Below are 17600 nucleotides of genomic sequence, written 5' to 3'. Positions count from 1 at the left end.
AAAAAAATCTCATCCGCTCTCTCGCTAAGTTGGCCGCTCGATTGCATATGCTTGTACATACAAGTAAAGATGTGTGCGTAAGACTCTCCTTCGCACCATCACTGTCCGCGCATCATGCAGAGGAGTCCAGCAGTGACCGATTTTTCGAAAGCTAGGCCTACAAAATACCGTGACGTCGAAATCCGCGCCGCTCGCGGTAACACGCTCACCGCCAAAAGCTGGATGACCGAAGCGCCGCTGCGCATGCTGATGAACAACCTCGACCCGCAAGTGGCCGAGAACCCGAAAGAACTGGTGGTGTACGGCGGTATCGGCCGCGCTGCGCGTAACTGGGAGTGCTACGACCAGATCGTCGAGAGCCTCACGAACCTGAACGACGACGAAACCCTGCTGGTGCAATCCGGCAAGCCGGTCGGCGTGTTCAAGACCCACAGCAACGCCCCGCGTGTATTGATCGCCAACTCCAACCTGGTGCCGCACTGGGCCAGCTGGGAACACTTCAACGAACTGGATGCCAAGGGCCTGGCCATGTACGGCCAGATGACCGCCGGCAGCTGGATCTACATCGGCAGCCAGGGCATCGTCCAAGGTACCTACGAAACCTTCGTCGAAGCCGGTCGCCAGCATTACGACAGCAACCTCAAGGGCCGTTGGGTCCTGACTGCCGGCCTCGGCGGCATGGGCGGCGCACAGCCGCTGGCCGCAACATTGGCCGGCGCGTGCTCGCTGAACATCGAGTGCCAGCAGGTCAGCATCGATTTCCGCCTGGCCAGCCGTTATGTCGACGAGCAAGCCACTGACCTCGACGACGCCCTGGCCCGTATCGCCAAATACACCCAGGAAGGCAAAGCCATTTCCATCGCCCTGCTGGGCAACGCGGCAGAAATCCTGCCTGAACTGGTCAAGCGCGGCGTGCGCCCGGACATGGTCACCGACCAGACCAGCGCCCACGACCCGCTCAACGGCTACCTGCCCGCCGGCTGGACCTGGGACGAATACCGCGCCCGCGCCAAGACCGAGCCGGCTGCCGTGATCAAGGCCGCCAAGCAGTCCATGGCCATCCACGTCAAAGCCATGCTGGAATTCCAGAAGCAAGGCATCCCGACCTTCGATTACGGTAACAACATCCGCCAGATGGCCCAGGAAGAAGGCGTGGAGAACGCGTTCGACTTCCCAGGTTTCGTCCCGGCGTACATCCGCCCGCTGTTCTGCCGTGGCATCGGCCCGTTCCGCTGGGCTGCGCTGTCGGGCGACCCGCAAGACATCTACAAGACCGACGCCAAGGTCAAAGAGCTGATCCCGGACGACGCCCACCTGCACAACTGGCTGGACATGGCCCGCGAACGCATCAGCTTCCAGGGCCTGCCGGCGCGTATCTGCTGGGTCGGCCTGGGCCAGCGCGCCAAGCTCGGCCTGGCCTTCAATGAAATGGTGCGCAGTGGCGAGCTGTCGGCGCCGGTGGTAATCGGCCGTGACCACCTCGACTCCGGCTCGGTGGCAAGCCCGAACCGCGAAACCGAATCCATGCAGGACGGTTCCGACGCCGTCTCCGACTGGCCGCTGCTCAATGCCTTGCTCAACACCGCGAGCGGCGCGACCTGGGTTTCGCTGCACCACGGCGGCGGCGTCGGCATGGGTTTCTCCCAGCATTCCGGCATGGTGATCGTCTGCGACGGCACCGACGAAGCCGCCGAGCGGATTGCCCGCGTGCTGCACAACGACCCGGCCACCGGTGTGATGCGTCACGCAGACGCCGGTTACCAGATCGCTATCGACTGCGCCAAGGAGCAGGGCCTCAATCTCCCGATGATCAAATAACCCAATGTGGGAGGGGGCACGCCCCTCCCACATTTGAACGGTATTGCACACCAAAACAATCCATCAGAGGTTGAACCGACATGGCTGCAAACGACACCACCCCGTTGATCGAGAAACGTTCGATCGACTACATCCCGGAAGCGGAAAGACACGGTCGTCTCTTGAGCCAGTTCACCCTGTGGCTGGGTGCCAACCTGCAAATCACGCCATCGTCACCGGCGCTTGGCCGTGGTGTTGGGCGGTGATGTGTTCTGGTCGTTGATCGGTCTGTTGGTCGGTCAACTGATCGGCGGTGGCGTCATGGCGTTGCATGCGGCGCAAGGGCCCAAACTGGGCCTGCCGCAGATGATCTCCAGCCGCGTGCAGTTCGGCGTGTATGGCGCGGCTATTCCGATTGTGTTGGTGTGCCTGATGTACCTGGGTTTCACCGCAACCGGCACCGTGCTGTCCGGCCAGGCGCTGGGCCAGTTGTTTGGGGTCAGCGACAGCGTCGGCATTCTCCTTTTCGCCAGTGTCATCGTGCTGGTCACGGTGCTCGGTTACCGGGTGATCCACTTCATCGGGCGCGTCGCCAGCGTCATTGGTGTGATTGCCTTCGTTTACCTGTTCAGTCGCCTGATGGGCCAGGCTGACATTGGTGCATTGCTGCAAATCCGTCATTTCAGCTGGAGCAGCTTTTTGCTCGCGGTGTCCCTCGCCGCCTCCTGGCAGATCGCGTTCGGGCCGTATGTGGCGGACTATTCGCGCTACTTGCCGAGCAGCACGTCTTCGGTGAAAACCTTTCTCGCCGCCGGCGCAGGTTCAGTGATCGGCGCACAGGTGGCGATGATCCTCGGCGTGTTTGCCGCGGCCATGGCCAACGGGCAATTCGCCGGTCACGAGGTGGCGTACATCGTCGGTTTGAGCGGCAGTGGCGCTACCGCTGCGTTGCTGTACTTCAGCATCGCGTTCGGCAAGGTCACCATCTCCACGCTGAACTCCTACGGCAGCTTCATGTGCATCGCGACTATCATCAGCGGCTTTCGCGGTCGCCTGGAGGTTACGCGTCTGCAGCGTCTGGTGTTCGTGCTGGCCATCGTCGGTACGGCGACCCTGATCGCGTTGCTCGGCCAGCATTCGTTCCTCGGTGCGTTCAAGTCTTTCATTCTGTTCCTGCTGGCGTTCTTTACGCCCTGGAGCGCGATCAACCTGGTGGATTACTACTGCATCACCCGCGAGCGCTATGACGTGCCGGCGCTGGCCGATCCAGAGGGTCGCTACGGGCGCTGGAACCCCCTGGGTATCAGCGTGTATGTCTTTGGTGTGCTGGTGCAGATGCCGTTCATCTCCACCAAGTTCTACACCGGCCCGTTGGTGAGCGCCCTTGGGGGTGTGGATATCTCCTGGATCATCGGCCTGCTGCTGCCTGCCGCGCTGTATTACCTGTGTGCGAAAAAATGGCACGGCAGGGTGCCCGATCAACTGATCCTGCCGGTAGAGCAGGGCGCTACACCAACAACAACCGGGCTGGCTGCACAGGCCTGATGGGACGTGGACAAGGCAGGACGCCTTTTGACTGCCGTAATCCATTTCATGATTGGGAGCGTCACACAATGAAAATGCATAAGACCCTGCTGACCACGTTGTTCTCTGCAGGCTTGCTGGCCAGCGCTGGCGCCCAGGCGGCCGGTTGGTGCGAGTCCGGTAAACCGGTGAAATTCGCCGGCCTGAACTGGGAAAGCGGCATGTTGCTCACCGACATCCTGCAAACCGTGCTGGAAAAAGGCTACGACTGCAAAACCGACAGCCTGCCAGGCAACTCCATCACTATGGAAAACGCCCTGAGCAGCAACGACATCCAAGTGTTTGCCGAAGAATGGGTCGGCCGCAGCGAAGTCTGGAACAAGGCCGAGAAGGCCGGCAAAGTCATCGGCGTCGGCGCGCCTGTGGTAGGTGCCATCGAGGGTTGGTACGTGCCGCGCTATGTGATCGAAGGCGACGCCAAGCGCAAGCTGGAAGCCAAGGCGCCGGACCTGAAAAACATCGCCGACCTGGCCAAGTACGCCTCGGTGTTCAAGGATCAGGAAGAGCCGTCCAAGGGCCGCTTCTACAACTGCCCGGCCGGCTGGACCTGTGAACTGGACAACAGCGAAATGCTCAAAAGCTACGGCCTGGAAAGCACCTACACCAACTTCCGCCCAGGCACCGGCCCGGCGCTGGATGCGGCGGTGCTGTCGAGCTACAAGCGCGGCGAGCCGATCCTGTTCTACTACTGGTCGCCGACGCCGCTGATGGGTCAGGTCGACCTGGTCAAGCTCGAAGAAAAACCCGGTGTGGATAAAAGCGTGAGCATCAAGGTCGGCCTGTCCAAGACCTTCCATGAACAGGCCCCGGAACTGGTGGCTGTGCTGGAAAAGGTCAACCTGCCCATCGACCTGCTGAACCAGAACCTGGGGCGCATGGCCAAGGAACGCATTGAGTCGCCGAAACTGGCGAAGATCTTCCTCAAGGAACATCCTGAAGTCTGGCACGCCTGGGTGAGCGAAGACGCAGCCAAGAAAATCGACGCGGCCTTGTAGGTCAAGTGTGCACGGCTACCCTCAGGGGTGGCCGGGCGACTGGCCACAACCCATTGGATCGAGAGCACGCTATGTTTCCTGAGAGTTTTACGTTTTCCATTGCCGACTGGGTCAACGGTTGGGTGGATTCACTGGTCACCAACTACGGTGATGTGTTCCGGCAGATTTCCGACACGCTGCTGTGGGCCATCGTCAACCTCGAAGGCCTGCTGCGCGCAGCGCCCTGGTGGCTGATGCTGGCGATCGTCGGTGCTGTCGCCTGGCATGCCACGCGCAAGGTCGTGACCACGGCTGTAATTGTCGGTTTGCTGTTCCTGGTGGGCGCGGTTGGCCTGTGGGACAAGCTGATGCAGACCCTGGCCTTGATGATGGTTGCCACGGTGATCTCGGTGCTGATCGGCATTCCGTTGGGCATCCTCTCGGCACGCAGCAATCGCCTGCGTTCGGTGTTGATGCCGCTGCTCGACATCATGCAGACCATGCCCAGCTTCGTGTACCTGATCCCGGTACTGATGCTGTTCGGCCTGGGCAAGGTGCCGGCGATTTTTGCCACAGTGATCTACGCCGCGCCGCCGCTGATTCGCCTGACTGACTTGGGCATTCGCCAGGTTGACGGCGAAGTCATGGAAGCCATCAACGCCTTCGGTGCCAACCGCTGGCAGCAACTGTTTGGTGTGCAATTGCCGTTGGCGCTGCCGAGCATCATGGCCGGTATCAACCAGACCACCATGATGGCGTTGTCGATGGTGGTGATCGCCTCGATGATCGGCGCCCGTGGCTTGGGTGAAGACGTGCTCGTCGGCATCCAGACCCTCAACGTTGGCCGTGGCCTTGAAGCGGGGCTTGCGATCGTGATTCTTGCAGTGGTCATCGACCGCATTACCCAGGCCTATGGCCGTCCACGGCATGAGGCGAGCAAATGACGACTGTCAGCAAAATCGAAGTCAAAAACGTCTTCAAGATCTTTGGTGCGCGTTCCAAGGACGCACTGGCGATGGTCGGGCAGGGCAAGACCAAGGACCAGGTGCTGGCCGAGACCGGTTGTGTGGTGGGTGTGAACGACCTGTCCCTGAGCATCGGCACCGGTGAGATCTTCGTGATCATGGGCTTGTCGGGCTCCGGCAAGTCGACCCTGGTGCGCCACTTCAACCGCCTGATCGACCCCACCAGCGGCGCGATCCTGGTGGACGGCGAAGACATCCTGCAACTGGACATGGATGCCCTGCGCCAATTCCGCCGCCACAAGATCAGCATGGTGTTCCAGAGCTTCGGCCTGTTGCCCCACAAAAGCGTGCTCGACAACGTCGCCTACGGCCTCAAGGTGCGTGGCGAAACCAAGCAGGTGTGCGCCGAACGTGCACTGCACTGGATCGAAACCGTGGGCCTCAAGGGCTACGAAAACAAATACCCGCACCAGCTCTCCGGCGGCATGCGCCAGCGCGTCGGCCTGGCCCGTGCGTTGGCGGCCGACACCGACATCATCCTGATGGACGAAGCCTTCAGCGCCCTCGACCCGCTGATCCGCGCCGAGATGCAGGACCAGTTGCTGGAGCTGCAAAAGACCCTGCACAAGACCATCGTGTTTATCACCCACGACCTCGACGAGGCCGTGCGCATCGGCAACCGCATTGCGATCCTCAAGGACGGCAAGCTGATCCAGGTCGGCACGCCTCGGGAGATCCTGCATTCGCCTGCGGACGAGTATGTGGACCGGTTTGTTCAGCGGCGGGCGGCGGTGGTCTGATCCTGGTTTGGTGGTGAGGCTGCTGGCCCTATCGGGGGCAAGCCCCCTCCCACAGGGGATCGCATTCCAAATGTGGGAGGGGGCTTGCCCCCGATAGGGCCGGTAAGCCTGCACAAGCATTAAAGAAGGTATGAAGATGTCCCAGGCAACAAAAATCACCATCGCCGACACCCCCCTGCACTGGCAGGACGTCGTCGCCGTCGCCCGCCACGGCGCCGTCCTCGAACTCTCGGACCAGGCCTGGGCGCGGATCGACAATGCCCAGGCCATCGTGCAGCGCATCGTCACCAGCGGCGAACGCGCCTATGGCGTGAACACCGGCCTGGGCGCGCTGTGCAATGTGTCGCTTGCGGGCGAGCAACTCAGCCAACTGTCGCGCAATACCTTGCTGAGCCACGCCTGCGGCGTCGGCCCGGTGCTCAGCGATGAACAGACCCGCGCAATCATCTGCGCGGCCGTCATCAACTACAGCCACGGCAAGTCCGGCCTGCATCCGCAGGTGGTGCGGGCGTTGCTGGCGCTGCTCAATCACGGCATTACGCCGCAGGTGCCGTCCCAGGGTTCGGTGGGTTACCTGACCCATATGGCTCATGTCGGCGTGGCGCTGCTGGGTGTCGGCACAGTGAGCTATCGCGGCCAGATCGTGGCGGCACACGCCGCCTTGCAGGCTGAAGGCTTGCAGCCCGTGGTGCTCGGCGCGAAAGACGGCCTGTGCCTGGTCAACGGCACGCCGTGCATGACCGGCCTGAGCTGCCTGGCCCTGGCTGATGCCCATCACCTGCTGCAATGGGCCGACGTGATTGGTGCCATGAGTTTCGAAGCCCAGCGCGGTCAGATCGACGCCTTTGATGAAGAAATCATCGCCCTCAAGCCGCACCCCGGCATGCAGCGCGTTGGCGTCAACCTGCGTGCGTTGCTCGACGGCAGTGAAGTGATCGCCAGCAGCAAAGGCATTCGCACCCAGGACGCGTTGAGCATCCGCTCGATCCCGCAGATCCACGGCGCGGCGCGGGACCAAGTGGAGCACGCCACCCGCCAGATCGAGACCGAACTCAACAGCGCCACCGACAACCCGTTGCTGCTCGGCACGCCGGACAGCTACCGCGTGGTGTCCCAGGCCAACCCGCACGGCCAGTCCGTCGCCTTGGCCGCTGACCTGCTCGCCATCGCCATGGCTGAAATCGGCTCGGTGGCCGAGCGCCGCCTGGACCGCCTGATCAACCCCCACGTCAGTGGCTTGCCGGCGTTCCTGGTGAGCAACCCCGGGGTCAACTCCGGGATGATGATCGTGCAATACGTCGCCGCATCGCTGTGTGGGCAAAACCGCCAGCTGGCGCAGCCCGCGGTGCTCGACAATTTTGTCACCTCGGGCTTGCAGGAAGACCACTTGAGCATGGGCACCAACGCCGCGCTCAAGCTGCATCAACTGTTGGCCAACGTTACCCAGATCCTCGCCATCGAATACTTGTTGGCGGGCCAGGCATTTGAATTCTTGAAGGACCGGCGTTTCGGCGCGGGCACCGACCGCGCCTGGCGATTGCTGCGTGAAGTAGTCCCGGCTTACGAGCAGGACCGCTGGCTGGCACCGGACATCGAAGCCGCCGCCAAGCTGCTCAAAGACACCGCGTTACCCAATTTGCACTGAACACTTATTTATTCGAAAAATAATTTACAAGGAGTACGAACGTGACTGCGCTAAATCTGATTCCAGGCCAACTGAGCCTTGCCCAACTGCGGGCCATCTACCAGCAGCCGGTGACGCTCAGTCTGGATGACAGTGCCTCGGCGCAGATCGAAGCCAGTGTGGCCTGCGTGGAGCAGATTCTCGCCGAGAACCGCACCGCCTACGGCATCAACACCGGTTTCGGTCTGCTGGCCTCGACCCGCATCGCCAGCGAAGACCTGGAAAACCTCCAGCGTTCGCTGGTGCTGTCACACGCCGCCGGCGTCGGTGAGCCAATCAGCGATGCGTTGGTGCGGCTGGTCATGGTGCTCAAGGTCAACAGCCTGAGCCGTGGGTTCTCCGGGATTCGTCGGCAAGTGATCGACGCGCTGATTGCGCTGATCAACGCCGAGGTTTATCCGCATATTCCGTTGAAAGGCTCGGTCGGTGCGTCCGGTGACTTGGCGCCGTTGGCCCATATGTCCCTGGTGCTGCTGGGCGAAGGCAAGGCGCGCTACAAAGGCGAATGGCTGGAAGCGAGCGAAGCGCTGAAAGTCGCCGGCCTCACGCCACTGACCCTCGCCGCCAAAGAAGGCCTGGCGTTGCTCAACGGCACCCAGGTGTCCACCGCTTATGCCCTGCGCGGCCTGTTCGAAGGTGAAGATCTGTTCGCCGGCGCCCTGGCCTGTGGCGGCCTGACGGTGGAAGCGGTACTGGGTTCGCGCTCGCCGTTCGACGCGCGCATTCATGCTGCACGCGGCCAGCGTGGGCAGATCGATTCAGCTGCCGCTTACCGCGACCTGCTCGGCGACAGCAGCCAGGTCTCCCTGTCGCACCAGAACTGCGACAAGGTGCAAGACCCGTACTCCCTGCGCTGCCAGCCACAAGTGATGGGCGCGTGCCTGACCCAGTTCCGCCAGGCCGCCGACGTGCTGGTGGTCGAAGCCAACGCCGTGTCGGACAACCCGCTGGTGTTCGCGGCTGAAGGCGATGTGATTTCCGGCGGTAACTTCCACGCCGAACCGGTCGCCATGGCCGCCGACAACATGGCGTTGGCCATCGCCGAAATCGGCTCGCTCAGTGAGCGGCGTATCTCGTTGATGATGGATAAGCACATGTCGCAACTGCCGCCGTTTTTGGTGGGCAATGGCGGCGTGAACTCCGGCTTTATGATCGCCCAGGTGACCGCTGCCGCGCTCGCCAGCGAAAACAAGGCGCTGGCCCATCCCCATAGCGTCGACAGCATCCCGACGTCCGCCAACCAGGAAGACCACGTGTCCATGGCGCCGGCTGCGGGCAAACGTCTCTGGGAAATGGCCGAGAACACCCGTGGCATCCTCGCCGTCGAGTGGCTGGCCGCGTGCCAGGGCCTGGACCTGCGTGAAGGCCTGAAAACCTCGCCGAAACTGGAAAAGGCCCGTGGCATCCTGCGCGCCAAAGTGGCGTTCTACGACAAGGACCGTTTCTTCGCTCCGGACATCATCGCCGCCAGCGAATTGCTCGCCAGCCGCTGCCTGAATGAGCTGGTGCCGGCCAAGTTGTTGCCGAGCCTGTAAGCGACACTCGCTCTGTGGTGAGCGGGCTTGCCCCGCTCACCACAACAAGCCCGCTCACCACAAAAAAAGCAGTTGTCCCGAGCGGGGGTTCTAATTTTCTCAGGATAAAAATAATTAAGGACGAGAAATGCACCAGCAGGAAAAAGGATTGAAACGCGGCCTCAGCGCCCGACATATTCGCTTCATGGCACTCGGTTCCGCGATCGGCACCGGGCTGTTCTACGGCTCCGCGTCAGCCATCCAGATGGCCGGTCCCGCCGTGCTGCTGGCCTACCTGATCGGCGGCGCCGCCGTATTCATGGTGATGCGCGCCCTCGGTGAAATGGCGGTGCACAACCCGGTTTCCGGCTCCTTCGGCCAGTACGCCAGCACCTACCTGGGCCCCATGGCCGGGTTTATCCTCGGCTGGACCTACGCGTTTGAAATGATCATCGTCTGCCTCGCCGACGTCACCGCGTTCGGCATTTATATGGGCTTCTGGTTTCCCGAGGTGGCGCGCTGGGTCTGGGTGCTTGGCATCGTGTTTTTGATCGGCGGCCTGAACCTGTGCAACGTCAAAGTGTTTGGCGAGATGGAGTTCTGGCTGTCGTTGCTCAAGGTTGGCGCCATCGTGGCGATGATCCTCGGCGGTTTCGGCATCATGCTGTTCGGCATCCACTCGGCAGGCGAGACCCAGGCCAGCGGGCTGAGCAACCTGTGGGCTCACGGCGGCTTCATGCCCAACGGCGTCGGCGGCCTGATCGCCTCGTTTGCGGTGGTGATGTTTGCCTTCGGCGGTATCGAAATCATCGGCATCACCGCCGGGGAAGCCAAGGACCCGCAGCGTGTCATCCCCAAGGCGATCAACGCCGTGCCGTTGCGCATCCTGCTGTTCTATGTGCTGACACTGTTTGTGCTGATGGCCATTTACCCATGGCCGCAGATCGGCAGCCAAGGCAGCCCGTTCGTGCAGATTTTCAGCAACCTGGGCATCGGCTCGGCGGCGACCATCCTCAACATTGTGGTGATCTCGGCGGCAGTTTCGGCAATCAACAGTGACATCTTCGGCGCCGGACGCATGATGTACGGCCTGGCTCAGCAAGGGCAGGCGCCAAAGGGGTTTGCCCAGCTGTCCAAACAGGGCGTGCCGTGGATGACCGTGGTGGTGATGGGCGCAGCGCTGCTCGGCGGCGTGCTGCTCAACTACCTCATCCCGGAAAACGTGTTCCTGGTGATTGCCTCGATTGCCACCTTCGCTACGGTGTGGGTATGGCTGATGATTCTGTTCACCCAGGTCGCGATGCGTCGCTCGATGACCAAAGAACAGGTCGCCGAGCTGAAATTCCCGGTGCCGTTCTGGCCCTATGCGCCAGCGGCGGCCATCGTATTCATGCTGTTTGTATTTGGTGTGCTGGGTTACTTCCCGGACACCCAGGCAGCCTTGCTGGTCGGCGCCGTGTGGATCGTGCTGCTGGTCGTTGCCTACCTGCTGTGGGTCAAACCCGCCGCCGGGCAAGCGGCCACCGTCCATTACGACCCGGCTGTGTCTCATCGATAACTTAGGGAGGCGTTGATGAAAACCCTTTGGCAACACTGCCACGTTGCAACTATGGCTGACGGTCACTACTCGATCATCGAGGATGCTGCCATGGTCACTGCCGGCTCACTCATCGAGTGGATCGGCCCGCGCAGCCAAGTGCCGACGGCGGACTACGCCCAAGTGCATGACCTGCAAGGCGCGTGGGTCACCCCCGGGCTGATCGACTGCCACACCCACACGGTGTTTGGTGGCAATCGCAGTGGCGAATTCGAGCAACGCCTTGAGGGCGTGAGCTATGCCGAGATTGCGGCCAAGGGCGGCGGTATCGCCAGCACCGTGCGCGCCACCCGCGCGGCGACAGAAGATGAACTGTTTGCCAGTGCTGAAAAGCGCCTGCGCAGCCTGCTGCGCGACGGCGTGACCACGGTGGAGATCAAATCCGGCTACGGCCTGGACCTGGCCAACGAACGCAAGATGCTGCGCGTGGCCCGGCGCCTCGGCGATGAACTGCCGGTCAGCGTGCGCGCCACCTGCCTGGCGGCCCATGCCCTGCCGCCGGAGTACAAGGACCGCGCCGACGATTACATCGAGCATATCTGCACCGAAATGCTACCGGCGCTGGCAGCCGAAGGGCTGGTGGACGCCGTGGATGCCTTCTGCGAATACCTGGCGTTTTCCACCGAGCAAGTGGAGCGCGTGTTCAAGGTCGCCCAGCAACTCGGTCTGCCAGTAAAGCTGCATGCCGAGCAGCTGTCGTCGCTGCATGGCTCCAGTCTGGCGGCGCGTTACCACGCGTTGTCGGCGGATCACCTGGAGTTCATGACCGAAGAAGACGCCATCGCCATGGCTGCGTCGGGCACTGTCGCCGTGCTGCTGCCGGGGGCGTTCTACTTCCTGCGCGAAACCCAGTTGCCGCCGATGGACGCGCTGCGCAAGCACGGCGTGAAAATCGCCATCGCCAGCGACCTCAACCCCGGCACCTCACCGGCACTCTCGGTGCGCCTGATGCTGAACATGGCCTGCACCCTGTTCCGCATGACCCCCGAAGAAGCCCTGGCCGGTGCCACTCAACATGCGGCCACTGCGCTGGGCATGGGCGAGACCCATGGCTCGCTGGAAGTGGGCAAGGTGGCGGATTTTGTGGCGTGGCAGATTGATCGACCCGCCGACCTCGCCTACTGGCTGGGCGGCGATCTGGATAAACGCGTCGTACGCCATGGCGTCGATGTCACTGTGTAAGGAGTGCTGTTGTGGATAAGGTTCTGAACTTCAAACAAGGCCGCACGCCGCTGCTGATCAGCATGCCCCACGCCGGCCTGCGCCTGACGCCTGCGGTGGAGGCCGGGTTGATCCCCGAGGCACAAAGCCTGCCCGACACCGACTGGCATATCCCCACGCTGTACGACTTTGCCGAGGAACTGGGCGCCAGCACGCTCTCGGCGCAGTACTCACGCTTTGTCATCGACCTCAACCGGCCGTCCGACGACAAACCGCTGTACGCCGGCGCCACCACCGGCCTGTACCCGGCCACGCTGTTCGAGGGTGTGCCGTTGTTCCGTGAAGGCCTGGAGCCGAGCGAGGCAGAGCGCGCCAGCTACCTGCAAAAAATCTGGGGCCCGTATCACCGTGCGCTGCAAGAGGAACTGGCACGGCTCAAGGCCGAGTTCGGCTACGCGCTGCTGTTCGATGCGCACTCGATCCGTTCGGTGATCCCGCACCTGTTCGACGGCAAACTGCCGGACTTCAACCTCGGCACCTTCAACGGCGCCGCCTGTGATCCGGAACTGGCCAGCCAGTTGGAAGCTATCTGCGCGCAGCATCCGCAGTACAGCCATGTGCTGAACGGGCGTTTCAAGGGCGGGCATATCACCCGACATTACGGCGACCCGGCGCAGGATATCCATGCGGTGCAGTTGGAGTTGTGCCAGAGCACGTATATGGAGGAGTTCGAGCCGTTCCGCTATCGCCCGGATCTGGCCGAGCCGACGCGGGTGGTGTTGAAGCAGTTGCTGGAGAGGATGTTGGGCTGGGCAAAAAGACGTTACAGCTGACCTGGCTACTGCGCCTGCGCAGTAGCCGCTGTAACCCAACGTCTAAGACATACCTGATAAGCCGGCGGGGTGCGATCTCGATAGCAAAAAGTGTGCACCTCTACATTTATTCGGCCTTAGGGGCAATGTCGTGAGTGCTGCCTTGTTTTACATTGAAGCTCCCCATCATTTGGAAAGTGGTCTTATCCGGGTTTTCGAGCGTCAGGTCGAAGGTGGCACGTATAGTGGTTTTGTCCTGGCCCCATTGGTAAGTAATCCAGCCTTTTCGGAGAGGGAAATCATAGGCGGCATCCACTATGGCGTCGTCGTCAGGGCTGTCTTCAAACTTGTAGAAGCTTGCAGTATTTTTCTTAACACCTGAATCAGGTGTGACCGGGGCAAGCGAATGGTCGAAACTTGTCGCGTTTTGTTCCAGGAAAAACTGGACCAAATTGATTTCGGTCGTCTGAGTTGTTTTATTTATCGTGTCCTCAAAGAACCTTATCTTCCAACAATCAACTGGATGAGCATCAACGCTCTTTACACTCACAAATTCCGCTCTAGTGGCGATGAGTTTTTCGCTATGGGTTGAAAAGATCACATGTGCGCGGAAAAATTCCTGCAGCTCATCTTGGATGGATTGAGAGCACATCGCACCAGTCTCCATTGAGTAGGAAGTTAACGTAAGGGCTGTGTGTGATTTGATCGCGACCGTCATCGAGTGTCACCTGTGACAGTTGACAGTTCTTTATATTGTTTAGCGATAGTCGAGGGTTGGAAGGGTCGCATGGGTGCAATTCTCGGTCGTCACAGGTCGCTTTTATCGGAGTCTCGCTGGGTAAGGTTGTGGATACGGCGCACCAGACGCCACTCCCCACAATAAAAACTGCCGAGTGAGCCCTCATCCATGCACAGACTGTTGTTGACCCTCGCCTGCGCAACACTGCTCAGCGCCCAAACCATGGCCGCCGAGCCGGCTTCCTGCAAAACCATCCGCATGGGCGTCGTCAGTTGGACCGACGTCGTCGCGACCTCCGGCATGGCCGACGTGCTGCTCAACGGCCTGGGCTACGACAGCAAACAGACCAGCGCCGTGCAGCAGATCATCTTCGCCGGCATCCGTGATAAGCGCCTGGATATCTTCCTCGGTTACTGGAAACCGGCGATGGACAACAATATCGCGCCGTTCCTGGCCGCCAGGCAGGTCAAGGTCTTCGACACGCCCAGCCTGGCCGACGCGCAAGCCACACTGGCCGTGCCGCAATACGTGGCTGATGCCGGGCTGAAGACCTTTGCCGACATCGCCCGCTTCAAGGACAAACTCGGCGGCAAGATCTACGGCATCGAGCCCGGCAGCGGCGCCAATACCGATATCCAGAAAATGATCGACACCAACCATTTCGGCCTGGGCGGCTTCAAGCTGGTCGCCTCGGGTGAAGCCGGGATGCTGGCCGCGGTGCAGCGTGCGGTAAATCGCAAGGAATTCGTGGTGTTTGTCGGTTGGACTCCGCACCCGATGAACATCAATATGGAAATGGCCTACCTCACCGGCAGTGAAGACGTGTTCGGCCCCGACGAAGGCCGCGCCACGGTCTCCACCGTGACGGCGCCGGACTTTGCCGAACGCTGCCCCAATGCCAATCGACTGTTGGAAAACCTCACCTTCACCGCCGCCCAGGAAAGCCAGTTGATGGTGCCGATCATGGAACGCCAGTCGCCGCAGGAGGTGGCCAAGCAGTGGTTGCGTGATCATCCCGAAGACTTGCAGCGCTGGTTGGCCGGTGTTGTCGCGTTTGATGGCAGCGATGGCGTGACCGCAGTGCAGGCGAGCCTCAAACCCTAAGCCAAGTGCTGCTCCACCTGTGGGAGGGGGCTTGCCCCCGATAGCCCCATGCCAGACAACTTGTCAGGTGGCTGATCCAGCGCAATTGCAGCAAGCCCCCCTTGAACCTGCTGTGCCAGAGATTATCGCGTATGTACCCAATCTCCCCGCAACTTGCAGCCTTCGTCGAAAAAACCGAGTTCTTCACCGGCGACGACGCTTCCCTGACGGGCCTGCGCCAAAGCTACGACCGCATGTGCCAGGCATTCACCCCGCCGAAACCGCAAGGGCTGCATCTAGCGGACTTCACCCTGGCTGGTGTGGGCGTGCGCAGCTATCTGCCCCCGGCACTGCAACCAGCCGATGGCTGGCCATGCCTCCTTTATATACATGGCGGCGGCTGGGTGGTCGGTGGCCTGGATTCCCACGACTTCATCTGCTTCGAACTGGCCAGCAGATTGAACGTGTTGGTGATCGCCATCGATTACCGGTTGGCACCTGAATACCCGTTCCCGGCGGCGTACGAGGACTGCCGCGCCGTATGGCGGGCAATCCAGGCGGGCGAGGGGCTGCACGCGGTTAATCTGCAACGTCTGGTCGTAATGGGCGACAGTGCCGGTGGCAATCTGGCTGCGGCGCTGTGCCTGGGCCTGCGCGACGACGGCCAACCGCTGCCTCGCACCCAAGTGCTGGTTTATCCCGGGTTGGGCGGTCCAGCTGATTTGCCGTCACGCAGTGATTGCAGGGACGCGCCTTTGCTCAGCACCGCCGACGCCGAATACTACCTGGCACTTTACCTGCGAGGGGCGGGTCAGCCGTCGCCCTACGCCATGCCGCTGTTGGCCAAGGATTACAGTGGTTTGCCCAACGCCTTGATCGCCGTGGCGCAGTTCGACCCACTGCGCGACGACGGCATGCTGTATGCCGAGCGCCTGCAAGCGGCAGGCGTCGCTACGCGGCTTTATCCAGGAAAAGGCCTGGTCCACGGCTGTTTGCGCGCTCGCCGCCAAGCGCCGGAGGTGGATCGGCTGTTCGCTTACCTGTTGGACTACCTACATGGCGAACTGCTGACACCGGTCTAAGCGCTCAAGGACATGCTCATTGCACAATTCGGGTTTATAGTGCCAGACGGCAAAATAAAAGACGTCCCCCCAGGGATGAACCCGACCCCCTACGGAGCGCGCAATGCAGACTTGGTACCCGCAGATCAAACCCTACGCCCGGCACGATCTGGCAGTCGATGACACCCACACCCTGTATGTCGATGAAAGTGGCTCCCCCGAAGGCCTGCCTGTCGTCTTCATTCACGGTGGTCCTGGTTCCGGTTGCGACGCCCAGAGTCGCTGCTATTTCGATCCCAATCTCTACCACATCGTCACCTTCGACCAGCGCGGTTGCGGGCGCTCCACGCCCCGCGCCAGCCTGGAAAACAACACCACCTGGGATCTGGTCGCCGACCTTGAGCGGATCCGCGAGCACTTGGGTATTGAAAAATGGGTGCTGTTTGGCGGCTCCTGGGGCTCCACGTTGGCCCTGGCCTACGCCCAAACCCACCCTGAGCGTGTGCATGGCCTGATCGTGCGCGGCATTTTCCTGGCTCGCCCGCAGGACATCGAATGGTTCTACCAGGCCGGCGCCAGCCGCTTGTTCCCGGATTACTGGCAGGATTACCTGGCGCCGATCCCCGCGGACGAGCGCCACGACATGATCGCCGCCTATCACAAGCGCCTGACCGGCAACGACCAGATCGCCCAGATGCACGCGGCCAAGGCCTGGTCCGGCTGGGAAGGGCGCATGCTGGGGCTGTGCCCAAGCCCGCAGCATGTGGAGCGTTTTTCCGAGCCGCAGCGTGCCTTGTCCATCGCCCGGATCGAGTGCCACTACTTCACCAACAATTCCTTCCTGGAACCCAACCAGCTGATTCGCGACATGCACAAGATCGCCCATCTGCCTGGCGTAATCATCCATGGCCGCTACGATATGATCTGCACGTTGGATAACGCATGGGAGCTGCATCAGGCTTGGCCGAACAGCGAACTGCAGGTGATTCGCGAAGCGGGTCATGCGGCGTCTGAGCCTGGTATTACCGATGCATTGGTCCGCGCGACCGGTGAAATGGCACGGCGTCTGCTTGATCTGCCGCCAGAAGAAGCATGAAGGGCCTGTTGCAACGGGTGCGTGGCGCCCGGGTCGAGGTCGCGGGCGAAGTTGTCGGCGCCATCGACCAGGGTTTGCTGGTGCTGGTAGCCGTTGAGCCTTCAGATACGCCTGAAAGCGCCGATAAGTTGCTGCACAAATTGCTCAACTACCGGGTGTTCAGCGATGCCGAGGGCAAGATGAACCTGTCGCTCAAGGACATCGGCGGCGGTTTGTTGCTGGTGTCGCAGTTTACGTTGGCGGCGGATACCAAGAGCGGGCTGCGGCCAAGCTTCTCCACAGCGGCCCCACCGGCCCTGGGAGCGGCGCTTTTTGATCACTTGCTGCTACAAGCGCAACAATTGCATGGCAAGGTGGCGTCGGGGCGTTTTGGCGCCGATATGCAGGTGCATTTGGTCAATGATGGCCCTGTGACATTTCTGTTACAGACATGAATGTATTAAAAACGACTTTTAATGCCTAAAAACGCAGGATTTCGCTACAAATACTTCGCTGCCCCTGATGCGTTGTGTCGCGGGCTACTAGATAATCGCGCGCTACGGGGATCAGCGTTGTTTGGTCCATTTTGACTTAGGTAGAGACTTGTCCGACAACCATTGGGGAATCATTTTGACCCACGGGAGTCGGAACAATGCTCGCCAACCTGGCATATAGATAGCTGGCCGTTGGTTTTTTGATCTGTTTTCGGCGAGGGTTGCTCGTGATTGTTAGTCCCTGTAATGCACCAAAATTG

Annotated in this window: 14 protein-coding genes and 1 pseudogene; 14 read left to right on the top strand and 1 reads right to left on the bottom strand. The window is 61.2% G+C overall.

Annotated features, from left to right (window positions below; genetic code table 11):
- Window positions 1–132: 132 nt before the first annotated feature.
- The 10 genes and pseudogenes from hutU to hutG all read left to right on the top strand — a co-directional run bounded on the left by hutU (window position 133) and on the right by hutG (window position 12909).
- A complete protein-coding gene (hutU, locus tag IQK56_RS02790; protein ID WP_341869477.1) occupies window positions 133–1818 on the top strand; it encodes a urocanate hydratase in 1686 nt (561 codons plus the stop codon).
- Between the two features lie 80 nt (window positions 1819–1898).
- Window positions 1899–3342: pseudogene (locus IQK56_RS02785) on the top strand (purine-cytosine permease family protein).
- Between the two features lie 68 nt (window positions 3343–3410).
- Window positions 3411–4376 carry an ABC transporter substrate-binding protein gene (locus tag IQK56_RS02780; protein WP_122305431.1) on the top strand — a complete coding sequence of 322 codons (966 nt, stop codon included), beginning with the start codon at window positions 3411–3413 and terminating at the stop codon, window positions 4374–4376.
- Window positions 4377–4447: 71 nt separating this feature from the next.
- Window positions 4448–5299 (top strand): ABC transporter permease, encoded by an 852-nt coding sequence (locus tag IQK56_RS02775; protein WP_053140441.1) that lies wholly within the window; start codon window positions 4448–4450, stop codon window positions 5297–5299.
- On the top strand, window positions 5296–6120 hold the full coding sequence (locus IQK56_RS02770; RefSeq protein WP_016972280.1) for a quaternary amine ABC transporter ATP-binding protein: 825 nt from the start codon (window positions 5296–5298) through the stop codon (window positions 6118–6120). Before IQK56_RS02775 ends, IQK56_RS02770 begins: the two co-directional genes overlap by 4 nt.
- A 136-nt stretch (window positions 6121–6256) precedes the next feature.
- The gene (locus IQK56_RS02765) at window positions 6257–7765 is read left to right on the top strand and encodes an HAL/PAL/TAL family ammonia-lyase (protein ID WP_193862152.1); all 1509 of its coding nucleotides are present in this window, start codon (window positions 6257–6259) and stop codon (window positions 7763–7765) included.
- 41 nt (window positions 7766–7806) lie between these two features.
- Window positions 7807–9339, top strand: coding sequence for a histidine ammonia-lyase (hutH, locus tag IQK56_RS02760; RefSeq protein WP_122305432.1), 1533 nt, complete (start codon window positions 7807–7809; stop codon window positions 9337–9339).
- A gap of 127 nt (window positions 9340–9466) precedes the next feature.
- Window positions 9467–10876 (top strand): amino acid permease, encoded by a 1410-nt coding sequence (locus IQK56_RS02755; RefSeq protein WP_150676063.1) that lies wholly within the window; start codon window positions 9467–9469, stop codon window positions 10874–10876.
- Between the two features lie 15 nt (window positions 10877–10891).
- Window positions 10892–12097 carry an imidazolonepropionase gene (gene hutI / locus IQK56_RS02750; RefSeq protein WP_122305434.1) on the top strand — a complete coding sequence of 402 codons (1206 nt, stop codon included), beginning with the start codon at window positions 10892–10894 and terminating at the stop codon, window positions 12095–12097.
- An 11-nt stretch (window positions 12098–12108) separates the two neighbouring features.
- Window positions 12109–12909, top strand: a complete 801-nt coding sequence (gene hutG, locus IQK56_RS02745) for an N-formylglutamate deformylase (protein WP_150762014.1) — start codon at window positions 12109–12111, stop codon at window positions 12907–12909.
- Between the two features lie 106 nt (window positions 12910–13015).
- On the opposite strand, the gene IQK56_RS02740 is transcribed toward hutG, so the two are convergent.
- On the bottom strand, window positions 13016–13606 hold the full coding sequence (locus IQK56_RS02740; protein WP_193862151.1) for a hypothetical protein: 591 nt from the start codon (window positions 13604–13606) through the stop codon (window positions 13016–13018).
- Between the two features lie 189 nt (window positions 13607–13795).
- On the opposite strand from IQK56_RS02740, the gene IQK56_RS02735 reads away from it, so the two are divergent.
- The 4 genes from IQK56_RS02735 (at window position 13796) to dtd (ending at window position 17301) form a co-directional block, all read left to right on the top strand.
- Window positions 13796–14731 (top strand): choline ABC transporter substrate-binding protein, encoded by a 936-nt coding sequence (locus tag IQK56_RS02735; protein WP_150762016.1) that lies wholly within the window; start codon window positions 13796–13798, stop codon window positions 14729–14731.
- 131 nt (window positions 14732–14862) lie between these two features.
- Window positions 14863–15792, top strand: a complete 930-nt coding sequence (locus IQK56_RS02730; protein WP_193862150.1) for an alpha/beta hydrolase — start codon at window positions 14863–14865, stop codon at window positions 15790–15792.
- A gap of 103 nt (window positions 15793–15895) precedes the next feature.
- Complete coding sequence (pip, locus tag IQK56_RS02725; protein ID WP_099583838.1) at window positions 15896–16867, top strand: prolyl aminopeptidase; 972 nt, start codon at window positions 15896–15898, stop codon at window positions 16865–16867.
- Complete coding sequence (gene dtd / locus IQK56_RS02720) at window positions 16864–17301, top strand: D-aminoacyl-tRNA deacylase (RefSeq protein WP_122306025.1); 438 nt, start codon at window positions 16864–16866, stop codon at window positions 17299–17301. The genes pip and dtd overlap by 4 nt, the downstream gene beginning before the upstream one ends.
- Window positions 17302–17600 lie beyond the last annotated feature (299 nt).

It is taken from the genome of Pseudomonas cyclaminis, from assembly GCF_015163715.1.
Taxonomy (GTDB): Bacteria; Pseudomonadota; Gammaproteobacteria; order Pseudomonadales; family Pseudomonadaceae; genus Aquipseudomonas; species Aquipseudomonas cyclaminis.
Note: the sequence above shows the minus strand (reverse complement) of the source record. Positions and strands in the feature narration are given on the sequence as shown.

Bases quoted from the DNA above. Each gene is read 5' to 3' on its own strand.
- dtd (WP_122306025.1), top strand. From the start codon at position 16,864: ATGAAGGGCCTGTTGCAACGGGTGCGTGGCGCCCGGGTCGAGGTCGCG.
- hutI (WP_122305434.1), top strand. From the start codon at position 10,892: ATGAAAACCCTTTGGCAACACTGCCACGTTGCAACTATGGCTGACGGT.
- IQK56_RS02730 (WP_193862150.1), top strand. From the start codon at position 14,863: ATGTACCCAATCTCCCCGCAACTTGCAGCCTTCGTCGAAAAAACCGAG.
- IQK56_RS02780 (WP_122305431.1), top strand. From the start codon at position 3,411: ATGAAAATGCATAAGACCCTGCTGACCACGTTGTTCTCTGCAGGCTTG.
- IQK56_RS02775 (WP_053140441.1), top strand. From the start codon at position 4,448: ATGTTTCCTGAGAGTTTTACGTTTTCCATTGCCGACTGGGTCAACGGT.
- pip (WP_099583838.1), top strand. From the start codon at position 15,896: ATGCAGACTTGGTACCCGCAGATCAAACCCTACGCCCGGCACGATCTG.
- IQK56_RS02755 (WP_150676063.1), top strand. From the start codon at position 9,467: ATGCACCAGCAGGAAAAAGGATTGAAACGCGGCCTCAGCGCCCGACAT.
- IQK56_RS02770 (WP_016972280.1), top strand. From the start codon at position 5,296: ATGACGACTGTCAGCAAAATCGAAGTCAAAAACGTCTTCAAGATCTTT.
- IQK56_RS02735 (WP_150762016.1), top strand. From the start codon at position 13,796: ATGCACAGACTGTTGTTGACCCTCGCCTGCGCAACACTGCTCAGCGCC.
- IQK56_RS02765 (WP_193862152.1), top strand. From the start codon at position 6,257: ATGTCCCAGGCAACAAAAATCACCATCGCCGACACCCCCCTGCACTGG.
- IQK56_RS02740 (WP_193862151.1), bottom strand. From the start codon at position 13,606: ATGACGGTCGCGATCAAATCACACACAGCCCTTACGTTAACTTCCTAC.